Source organism: Marinitenerispora sediminis (genome assembly GCF_003336425.1).
GTDB lineage: Bacteria > Actinomycetota > Actinomycetes > Streptosporangiales > Streptosporangiaceae > Marinitenerispora > Marinitenerispora sediminis.
On the sequence record NZ_QEIO01000198.1, the window covers coordinates 1 to 7,370 of the forward strand.

Annotated in this window: 6 protein-coding genes; 4 read left to right on the plus strand and 2 right to left on the minus strand. The window is 75.7% G+C overall.

Annotation, left to right across the window (positions count from 1 at the left end):
• Positions 1 to 36 precede the first annotated feature (36 nt).
• The 4 genes from DEF28_RS24370 to DEF28_RS24385 are packed head-to-tail and all read left to right on the plus strand — an operon-like array spanning position 37 to position 4,917.
• Positions 37 to 1,113 carry an ABC transporter substrate-binding protein gene (locus DEF28_RS24370; protein ID WP_114400428.1) on the plus strand — a complete coding sequence of 359 codons (1,077 nt, stop codon included), beginning with the start codon at positions 37 to 39 and terminating at the stop codon, positions 1,111 to 1,113.
• 5 nt (positions 1,114 to 1,118) lie between these two features.
• A complete protein-coding gene (locus DEF28_RS24375) occupies positions 1,119 to 2,207 on the plus strand; it encodes a FecCD family ABC transporter permease (RefSeq protein WP_114400429.1) in 1,089 nt (362 codons plus the stop codon).
• Complete coding sequence (locus tag DEF28_RS24380) at positions 2,204 to 3,013, plus strand: ABC transporter ATP-binding protein (RefSeq protein ID WP_114400430.1); 810 nt, start codon at positions 2,204 to 2,206, stop codon at positions 3,011 to 3,013. The genes DEF28_RS24375 and DEF28_RS24380 overlap by 4 nt, the downstream gene beginning before the upstream one ends.
• The gene (locus DEF28_RS24385) at positions 3,010 to 4,917 is read left to right on the plus strand and encodes an FAD/NAD(P)-binding protein (RefSeq protein WP_114400431.1); all 1,908 of its coding nucleotides are present in this window, start codon (positions 3,010 to 3,012) and stop codon (positions 4,915 to 4,917) included. The genes DEF28_RS24380 and DEF28_RS24385 overlap by 4 nt, the downstream gene beginning before the upstream one ends.
• Positions 4,918 to 5,238: 321 nt before the next feature.
• Here the strand turns inward: DEF28_RS24385 and DEF28_RS24390 are convergent, their stop codons facing one another.
• Positions 5,239 to 5,532 carry a GNAT family N-acetyltransferase gene (locus DEF28_RS24390; protein WP_325049029.1) on the minus strand — a complete coding sequence of 98 codons (294 nt, stop codon included), beginning with the start codon at positions 5,530 to 5,532 and terminating at the stop codon, positions 5,239 to 5,241.
• 303 nt (positions 5,533 to 5,835) lie between these two features.
• Positions 5,836 to 7,197, minus strand: coding sequence for a flavin monoamine oxidase family protein (locus tag DEF28_RS24395; protein ID WP_114433511.1), 1,362 nt, complete (start codon positions 7,195 to 7,197; stop codon positions 5,836 to 5,838).
• Between the last annotated feature and the right edge of the window lie 173 nt (positions 7,198 to 7,370).

A 7,370-nucleotide genomic window follows, 5' to 3' on the forward strand; every position in this document is an offset into this window, starting at 1 on the left:
CCTCCCCACCCATCCCTGACAACGCAAGGACCTCCCATGCCCGCGACCGCGCTGCGCCACCGACTGGCCGCTGCGGCGAGCCTCGCCGCCCTCACCCTCCTCGCCGCCGGCTGCGGCGAGGTCGTCCCCGAGGACGGCGCCGCCGCCTCGTCCGGCTCCATCACCGTGGTCGACGACATGGACCGCGAGGTGACCATCGACGGCCCGGTGGAGCGGGCCGTCGTGCTCAACAGCTACGCCAACGAGTTCGTCCGCGCCATCGGCGCCGGCGACACGGTGGTCGGCGTCGACCGGGTGTCGGCCGAGCGCCTGCCCTACCTGGAGATCTCCGACGACGAGGTGGTCAGCGAGGACCTGTCCGAGATCAACTACGAGGCCGTCGCCGAGCTCGACCCCGACGTCTTCATCCTTCCGCGCAACGGCGCCTGGCAGGAGGCCGCCGACCAGCTGGAGTCGTTCGGCGTCCCCGTCGTCGTCGCCACGGCCTGGGACTTCGACGTCTTCCACGAGACCGTGGAGCTGCTCGGCCAGGTCTTCGGCGAGACCGAGGGCGCCGACGAGGTCGCCGGCTTCTACGACGAGATCTTCGACCTCGTCTCCACCCGGGTCGAGGGCGCCGAGCCGGTGTCCGTCTACTGGGAGACCGAGCAGCCCTACCTCACGGCCCTGCCCGGCTCCGGGTTCGACCAGATCATCACCGCCGCCGGCGGACGCAACGTCTTCGGCGACGTCGAGGCCGGCGGCGACGAGCAGTCGGAGACCACCGTCGACCCCGCAGCGGTCGTCGAGCGCGACCCGGAGCTGATCGTCCACGAGTTCGGGCCCGCGGCCGAGCCCACCGGCCAGGAGCGGTTCGACGACGTCCGCGACGACCTGCTCGGCCGGGCCGGATGGGAGGCCATCAGCGCGGAGCGCGAGGGCGAGGTCTACGTCACCAACGGCTGGGCCACCAGCGGCCTGTCCAAGGCCCTCGGCGCGCTGTACCTCGCCACCTGGCTGCACCCGGAGGAGTTCGAGGACGTCGACCCCGACGCCTACCTCCAGCGGTGGGTCGAGGACTTCCAGGGCACCGAGTTCGCCGGCGCGGACGCCTACGTGCAGAAGGTCGCGTGAGGCCGATGACGCTCGCGACCGAGAATCCCCCCGGTGCCGCCGAGCCGGCCGCCCGGCGCCGGGCGCGCGGATCGCTGCGCGGCCTGACCCTCCTGCTGGGCGTCGCGGTCTCGCTGCTGGCCGTCGGCTGGTGCGTGACCGTCGGCACGTCCGGCGCGACCCTGGCCGACGTGTGGCACGCGGTCCGGCTCTCCGTCTTCGGCGGGGTGCTCACCGCGGAGTTCGAGCAGACCTTCACGATCATCACCAACCTGCGGCTGCCCCGGGCGCTGCTGGCCTTCGCCGCGGGCGCGGCCCTCTCGCTGGCCGGAGTGGTCATGCAGGGCCTGCTGCGCAACCCGCTCGTCAGCCCCTTCACCCTCGGCGTGTCCCCGGCCGCGGCCTTCGGCGCCTCCCTCGCCATCCTCGCCACGGGCGGTGCCGCGGGCTCGGCCTCCTGGCTCGTGGTGGGCAGCGCCCTCGCCGCCGCGCTCGCGGTCTCCGCCCTCGTGCTGGGGCTCGCCTCCGCCCGGTCGATGTCGACGGCCACCCTGCTGCTGCTCGGCATCGCGCTGACCCAGCTCTTCGAGGCCATGACGTCGGCTCTGCAGTTCGTGGCCAACGAGAACACGCTGCAGGCGATCGTGCGCTGGACGTTCGGCTCCGTCAACGACGCCACCTGGCGCGAGGTGCAGATCGTCGGAGCCGTCACCCTCCTGCTGCTGCCGGTGCTGCTGTGGTTCGCCAAGGACCTCAACGCCGTCGCCTTCGCCGGGGACGACGCCGCCAAGAGCCTCGGCGTCAACGTGACCGCGCTGCGGGTCGGGCTGATCGTGCTGGCCGTGCTGCTGGCCTCGGTCGTCGTGTCCTTCTGCGGGGTGATCGGCTTCGTCGGGCTGGTCGGGCCGCACATCGCCCGGCTGGTGATCGGCGCCGACCACCGCTTCCTGCTCCCGTTCTCCTTCCTCACCGGCGGCCTGCTGCTGCTGGTCGCCGACACCATCGGCCGCACGGTGCTCGCGCCGTCGGTCATCCCGGTCGGGATCGTGGTCGCCTTCATCGGCGCCCCGGTGTTCATCAACCTCATCCTCACCCGAAGGGCGGCGGCGCGATGAGCCTCGAAGTCGCGGGCGTGGAGTTCGGCTACCGCCGGCACTCCGTCCTGGAGGGGATCGACCTCACGGTGGCCGAGGGGGCCTTCTGCGCGCTGCTCGGCCCCAACGGCTCCGGCAAGTCGACCCTGACGAAGATCCTCGCCCGCATCCTCACGCCGCGGACGGGAACGGTCCGCTTCGCCGGCCGGGACCTGCTCCGCATTCCGCGCCGCGAGCACGCCAAGACCGTCTCCTACGTGCCGCAGTCCAGCGAGGCGCCGTTCGAGCTGACCGTGCGCGAGGCCGTCCTGCTCGGCCGCACCCCGCACATCGGCCTGCTGCCGACCGCGCGCGACTGGGACGTGGTCGAGGCGGCGATCGACCAGCTGGGGCTGGCCGAGCTCCGGCACCGGCACCTGTCGGAGCTCTCCGGCGGCCAGGCGCAGCGGGTGCTCATCGCCCGGGCCCTCGCCCAGGAGCCGCGGGTGCTGCTGCTCGACGAGCCCACCTCGGCCCTGGACCTGCGCTACCAGATCGAGACGCTGCGGATCGTGCGCACCATCACCCGCGAGCGCGGCGTCACCGCGCTCATCGCCATCCACGACCTCAACCACGCCGCGCACTTCTGCGACCAGGCGGTGCTGCTGCACGGCGGGCGCATCGTCGCGGACGGGCCCCCGGCCGAGGCCTTCGACGCCGAGACGCTGGGCCGCGTCTACGGGCTGGAGGTCCGGGTCGAGCGCAGCGGCGACACGGTGGACGTGCGGCCGGCCGAGCTGGGCGGCGCGCCCGGCGCGGACCGCCCCGAACCGCTGGGCCGCCCATGAGCACGGTGGCGGAGTTCGACGTCGTCGTCGTGGGCGCCGGCCCGCGCGGGGTCTCGGTGGTCGAGCGGCTGGCGGCCCGGGCCGCACCGGGCGCGCCGCCGGTGCGGGCCGCGCTGGTCGACGCGGTGGAGGTCGGGGCGGGCGCCACATGGCGCACCGACCAGTCGCCGCTGCTGCTGAACAACACCTACAGCGCGCACACCACGATCTACACCGACGAGTCGACCCCGATGTCGGGCCCGGTGGTCCCGGGGCCCGACCTCATGGCCTGGGCGGCCGACCCGGCGGCCCCACCCGGCCGCCCCGCGTGGGTGGAGCGCGAGACCGCCGAGCTGCGGCCCTGGTCCTTCCCCACCCGTCGGCTGCAGGGCGTGTACTACCGCGAGCAGCTCGCCCGGGCGGCGGCCGGCGGCCGGGTCAGCGTCGCGGAGTTCACCGGCCGGGCGGTCGAGCTGACCGCCGAGGACGGCGGCGCCCGCGCCGTACGGTTGGCGGACGGCCGGGTGCTGCGCGGCGCGGTGGTCGTGCTCGCCCAGGGGATGGTGCAGGCGGTCCGCTCCGTCCGTGTCCAGGCGCTGGTGGACGCCGCCGAGCGGGACGGGCTGGTCTACGTCGAACCGGGCATGCCCGCCGAACGCGACTGGGACGCCGTCCCCGCGGGGGAGACCGTGCTGGTGGCGGGGCTCGGCGCCAACTTCTTCGACGTCGTCGCCCTGCTCACCGAGGGACGGGGCGGGCGCTTCGAGCCGGCCGGCGACCCGGACTTCCCGGCCCGGCTGCGCTACCTCCCCAGCGGCCGGGAGCCGCGCCTGGTGGCCGGCTCCCGGCGCGGGCTGCCGTACCGCGCCAAGGCCGCCTACCCCGGAGGCTTCCCGCCCCGCTACCAGCCGCGGCTCGCCACCCGTGAGTGGTTCGCCGAGGCGGCCCGCACCCCGCTCCAGGACTTCCGCGCCGCCGTGTGGCCGCAGGTGGCCCGCGAGCTGGCGTGGGCGCACCTGTCCACGCTGCTGGACCACCACCCCGGCGCGCTCGCCCCCGGTGTTACGGCGGAGACGCTGCTGGAACGGCTCGCCGCGGCGCCCGCGCACGGGATCGACGACGTCGTCGCGGCGGCGGTCACCGATCCGCGCTGGCATTTCGCGGTCGACCGGCTGGACCGCCCCGGCCCGACCGGCCCGTTCGAGGAGGACGAGTGGCGGCGCTGGGTGGCCCGCTATGTCGATGAGGAGCTGCGGGCGATCCACGACCCGCTCCGGCACCCGCGCAACACCGTGAACCGCGCCATGGCGGCGCTGCGCGGTCACGTGCACGCCCTGGTGCGCGCTGGCGCGATCGACGGGCGCAGCGCCGCCGCGCACGTGGCGGGCGAGTTCACCCCGCTCGGCCTGGCGCTCGCCTCGGGGCCGCCGCCGCGCCGCACCGCCGAGGTGCTGTCGCTCGTGGACGCCGGCCTGCTGGAGCTCCTCGGCGAGGGGGCGGTCTTCGAGCACGCCGACGGCGCCTTCGTCGGCCGCTCCACGGCGGTGCGCCGGCCGCCCGTGCGGGCCCGGGCGTTCATCGAGACCCGGATGTCCAAGGGCAGGGTCCCCGACACGGACGACCCGCTGCTGCGCTCCCTCCTGGACGGCGGCCGGGCCCGGCTGCACTCCCGGCCCAACGCCGACGGCACCCGTACGACGGGCAGCACCCTCGACGTCACGCCGGACGGCTTCCACCTCCTCGACGCGCGGGGCCGGGCCGACGAGCGCGTCGTGGTCCTCGGCATCCCGGCCGAGGGCGTGCAGCCCGGTTCGGCGATCGGCGCCACCCCGGGCGTCCCCTCCCCGCTCCTGGCCGGCGCGGACCGCGCCGCGGCGCACGTCCACGCGGTCCGGGAGGCGGCGGCCGCGGCGGCACGGGGGTAGCCGCGACACCGGCCGCGCCCGGGCGGGCCTGGCGCACCCGCGGAGGCCGCCGGCCCCCGCCCCGGCTCGCCCCAAGGCACTGGGCGAGCGCGAGGCGGCCCGCCTGCTCCGCGTGCCGGGATGCCTGTGGGGCCTGGGACCAGCCCGGACTGTGACGCCACGCCGGACCCCGACCGCCCGAGACGGAGCACGAGGCCGCGCGGCCGGCCGCCCGCGGTCCGCTCGGCACAGGGGCACCGGAGCCGGGGTCCGTCCCGGCCGGAGCCCCGCCGCGGGCGCCGGCCGGGACGCGGTGGGCCGCTCGGCCGCGACCAGCGCCGGCTACAGCTCGAACCGCGCGCGCTCCTCCTCCGGCACCAGCGCGACGTACTCCGGATGCCGGGCGATCCACCCCCGGACGAAGGGGCACTGCGGCAGGACGCCCAGCCGCTGCTCGCCGGCCTTGTCCAGCGCCGCGCGGACCAGCCGCCCCCCGAGCCCGTGCCCCTCGAAACGGCTGTCGATCTCGGTGTGCAGGAAGGCGACGGCACCGGGTGAGCGGCGGTATTCCGCGAAACCCGCGCGCTCGTTGCCGGCGAAGATCTCGAAGCGCGACCGGTCGGGGTCGTGTACCACGCGGGGTTCCATCGTGCCTCCCAAGGCTCGCTGCCGGCGGTCCGTGGTGTCGAGTCTGCCCCGTCCCCGGCGCCCATCACCTCCGGCCATGGGCGCGGGGCGGCCCGGAGCGGGTCCCGGCACGGTCGGCCTCCGGCGCGCCGGACGTCCTCGTGCGGCCGCCGGCCCGTCCGGACCAGGAGCGGCGGCCGCCCCGGATCGGCGTCGCGGCGGGCGGTGCGGCGGCGGGAACTCATGGGCGCCTGGCCGCGCGGCGCGGGCCGGCTGCCGTGGCCCGTCCCGCCGGGCGCCGGTCGCCGCCGATCAGGAGGCCTCCGTGGCGGAGCGCGCGTCCAGCACCTCCCCGGCGGCGCGCAGTCCGCTGGCCACGGCTCCCTCCAGGGCCCCGTTGGCGGGGAACGCGGCGGTCTCGGTCGCCGCCCAGTGGATCCGGCCGCAGGAGCGGCGCAGCAGCGGGCCGTACTCGGTGAGGAAGCCGGGCGGGGTGGGGGACTGGAAGGCGCGGCTGTAGGTGTCGGGACCGGCCGGGGACTGGACGAAGGCCACCGGATCGGCCGCGAGGGGCCCGAAGGTGCGCTGCAGGTTGTCCAGCAGGATGCCCCGGTGCCGCGCGGGGGCCTCGATGACGCTCTGGTCGGCGCCCAGCGGGTCGGCCTCGCCGAACGTGTAGGTGTGGGCGACCAGTCTGCCGTAGGAGGCGTCGGCCGGGCTGTCGTCGAAGGTCCAGGCGGGGATGCCGTCCTCGAAGACCGCCTCCCCGGACAGCCCGAAGTTGCGCCAGAAGGGCCGCCAGTAGACGATCTCGGTCCGGATGATCTCCGCCTGCGGCCACTGCCGCTGCATCCGCCGGCGGCTCGCCGGCAGGGGCGGCGAGAATGCCACGCGCTGCGCGTCGGCGGGGGAGACCGCCAGGATGACGCGGTCGGCGGTGAGCGACCCCCACGGCCCGGAGAGGCGTACCCGGTCGGCCTCCTGGCCGACGTCGGCGACGTGGCATCCGGTCCGCACCGCCGCGCAGGCGGCCATCCGGTCGAGCAGCTCCGCGGGGTCCAGCCGGAGCGGCTCCCGGTCGTCGCGCAGCACCGGTCCGATGTGGGCGAGCAGCCAGAGCATGCTGATGCGGTCGGCGGGCAGCCCCGCCTCGAAGGTCAGCTGCTCTTCGACCAGTTCCAGCACGCCGGGGTCGGTGGAGTGGCTCCGCAACCAGGTGCGCACGGTCTGGGCGTCGAGCTCCTCCGCGCGGGCGGAGCGCCACGGCTCCGCCAGGTCCAGACCGGCCGCGAGCCGGACGAGGCGGGCGAGCACCCACTCGTTGCGCAGCCGGGTCCACCACGAGACGTGCGCCGGGACGTTCAGCGTGCTCACCGCACTGAACCCCGCCTCGTCGACCCGGAGGTCGTCGAGGGTCTGCCCGGGGTCCACGTCCTCGACCGCGAGGTCGAACTCCTCGGCCAGCTCCAGCACCGCGCGATCGGCGTGCCCGACGAACATCCTCCCAGTGGCGGCCCCGTCCGGGCCCGCCGCCCGCGGCATCCTCGCCCGGCCGCCCGCCTGCGGGCCGCCCTCCAGGACGAGCACCGACTCCACACCCCTCGAACGCACGTATCGCGCCGCTGCCAGCCCGGACAGCCCGGCCCCCACGATCGCGATCTCCACGTGTTTCATTAGCGCCTTCCTCACCGATCGTCTTCTCGCCAGGCACAACGGCCGAACCGGTTCCGGAGTGGCGCCCGGCGCAGCGAGAAGCGGCCCACATCACGGGCGCACGCGGAGCGCGACGCCGAGGTCGCCGAGCTCTTCGCGCGGCTGCGCCGGGTGCCGGAGGAGCAACCGGAGCA